General features: G+C 63.3%; 1 protein-coding gene and 4 pseudogenes. All 5 read left to right on the top strand.

Features of this window, described 5'->3' with window-relative positions; genetic code table 11:
- A pseudogene (locus MCHLDSM_RS39565) lies at window positions 1-680 on the top strand (cbb3-type cytochrome c oxidase subunit I); the annotation flags it as partial.
- 1 nt (window position 681) lies between these two features.
- Window positions 682-908 (top strand): annotated as a pseudogene (locus MCHLDSM_RS39560) (cbb3-type cytochrome c oxidase subunit I); the annotation flags it as partial.
- Between the two features lies 1 nt (window position 909).
- Window positions 910-1,216, top strand: a pseudogene (locus MCHLDSM_RS39555) (cbb3-type cytochrome c oxidase subunit I); the annotation flags it as partial.
- A gap of 1 nt (window position 1,217) precedes the next feature.
- Window positions 1,218-1,608 (top strand): annotated as a pseudogene (locus MCHLDSM_RS37345) (cytochrome ubiquinol oxidase subunit I); the annotation flags it as partial.
- Between the two features lie 162 nt (window positions 1,609-1,770).
- Window positions 1,771-2,265 (top strand): hypothetical protein, encoded by a 495-nt coding sequence (locus tag MCHLDSM_RS19480; protein WP_041801146.1) that lies wholly within the window; start codon window positions 1,771-1,773, stop codon window positions 2,263-2,265.
- The last annotated feature ends 336 nt before the right edge of the window (window positions 2,266-2,601 follow it).

Raw genomic sequence — 2,601 nt, 5'->3', positions numbered from 1 at the left:
CCCTTGTCTAGTGCGATCAATTCACCAGGCGCCGGCGCCGACCTCTGGATTCTCGGCCTGATCGTCGGCGGGCTGGGCACGATTTTAGGCGCGGTCAACATGATCACCACCGTGGTGTGTATGCGTGCGCCGGGCATGACGATGTTTCGGATGCCGATCTTCACCTGGAACATCCTGGTGACGTCGATCCTGGTGCTGCTGGCGTTTCCGCTGCTGACCGCGGCATTGTTCGCGTTGGCCGCTGACCGCCACCTGGGCGCGCACGTGTACGACCCGGCGAACGGAGGTGTGTTGCTGTGGCAGCACTTGTTCTGGTTCTTCGGCCATCCAGAGGTGTACATCATTGCGCTGCCGTTCTTCGGCATCGTGTCGGAGATCTTCCCGGTGTTCAGCCGTAAGCCGATCTTCGGCTACACGACCCTGATCTACGCGACGCTCGGTATCGCGGCGCTGTCGGTGGCGGTGTGGGCGCACCACATGTACGCCACCGGTGCGGTGCTGTTGCCGTTCTTCTCGTTCATGACGTTCCTGATCGCGGTACCGACGGGCATCAAGTTCTTCAACTGGATCGGCACGATGTGGAAGGGGCAGTTGACGTTCGAGACGCCGATGCTGTTCTCCGTCGGCTTCATAGTGACGTTCCTGCTCGGTGGTCTGTCCGGGGTGCTGCTGGCCAGCCCNGGAAGGGGCAGTTGACGTTCGAGACGCCGATGCTGTTCTCCGTCGGCTTCATAGTGACGTTCCTGCTCGGTGGTCTGTCCGGGGTGCTGCTGGCCAGCCCACCGATCGACTTCCAGGTCACCGACAGCTATTTCGTGATCGCGCACTTCCACTACGTGCTGTTCGGCACCATCGTGTTCGCCACCTATGCGGGGATCTACTTCTGGTTCCCGAAGATGACGGGCCGGNTCGGCACCATCGTGTTCGCCACCTATGCGGGGATCTACTTCTGGTTCCCGAAGATGACGGGCCGGTTGCTCGACGAGCGGCTGGGCAAGCTGCACTTTTGGCTAACCTTCATCGGCTTCCACACCACGTTCCTGGTGCAGCACTGGCTGGGCAACGAGGGCATGCCGCGCCGCTACGCCGACTACCTGCCCAGCGACGGCTTCACCACGCTGAACATCGTGTCCACCATCGGTGCATTCATCCTGGGCGCCTCCACCGGCGACCCCGTCGTCGCAGCCGCAACGCGAAAAGACCTCGGCGAAGCATTNGGGCAACGAGGGCATGCCGCGCCGCTACGCCGACTACCTGCCCAGCGACGGCTTCACCACGCTGAACATCGTGTCCACCATCGGTGCATTCATCCTGGGCGCCTCGACGCTGCCGTTCCTGTGGAACATCTTCAAGAGCTGGCGCTACGGCGAGGTCGTCACCGTCGACGATCCGTGGGGCTATGGCAATTCGCTCGAGTGGGCCACCAGCTGCCCGCCGCCGCGGCACAACTTCACCGAGCTGCCCCGCATCCGGTCGGAGCGTCCAGCCTTCGAGCTGCACTACCCGCACATGGTCGAGCGGATGCGCGCCGAAGCCCACGTGGGTCGCGCGCACGGTCCCGAGGACGGCGACGTCACCAGGATCGACGACGTCGAAGTGCGCACCTAAACGGCCCGCCATGATGCCGAAAAGCGAGAAAGTACGCCATTCCATTCTGATGCAACGCCATTCGCAGGACGTTCGGATTCTGAGGCAGATGCGCCCGCGGTCGAAGCCAAGGTGGGTCGGCGAATCGCCTGGGCCGTCGAAGTGATCAGGGGAGACTTCGAGATGGCTGAGGTGATGTGGGAGGCCGCCGAACCCTGCCTATCAGAAGAGCAGCGTTTGGCCGCGCTCACGGCGCTACATGTTGGTGAGCCGAGCCAGGCCCTACTGGTGGTGGTCACAGCCCTATCCCGCAGCGGGCACCCCCTGCCGTCCGCGTTACACGTGGAGTTCCAGGAATGGTTGCGCCGGCGTCCAGGTTCAGGATCGCCCGCCGATTGGACGCTCCTCGAAATTCGCGTCGCGGCAGCCGACGTTAGGGCAACTGCCGACGTGGGCATGATCGACGGTCGTTACGGCGAAGCAACCCTCTGTTACTTCGTTCTCGACGACGCCGGCGTGGTCGATGCCTCCCGCGAGCACCAAGCCGCCGCGCTCAGGAAATGGCTATCAGCTAATCGACCGAGCCCACCGCTCCGAACGGATATGCGGCTCAATGGCTTCGGATATCTCCTTGATGACCCCCACCCTCCGTCATGCGATGGGCTAGACACGCCGTGAACGTTCACGGGTCGTGGCAGCCGCCCGCACGCCGGACGTGGGCGGCGGCGATTGTCTCTCGGCGGCGCCGCGCTCGCCATCGAATCTTTCTGGTCGATGCATCCGCTCAATCGACATCGGTGTGACGCATCGTGCCGACGTGGCTGACTTCGTGGACGAGGGTTGACGGTTCATATGCACACATGCGTATTATTGCATGTATGGCAGATCGCAACGGCGAGAGGGTGAGCCGGCTCGGCCACGACGGAACGCCCACGAATAGGACCCTGGCTCTCGACCTGACAGACCTGCTTCCCGGTAGCGACGAGCGTTGTGCTGACCGCCTGACGCGCGGCC

Source organism: Mycolicibacterium chlorophenolicum, assembly GCF_001044235.1.
Taxonomy (GTDB): domain Bacteria; phylum Actinomycetota; class Actinomycetes; order Mycobacteriales; family Mycobacteriaceae; genus Mycobacterium; species Mycobacterium chlorophenolicum.
Note: the sequence above shows the minus strand (reverse complement) of the source record. Positions and strands in the feature narration are given on the sequence as shown.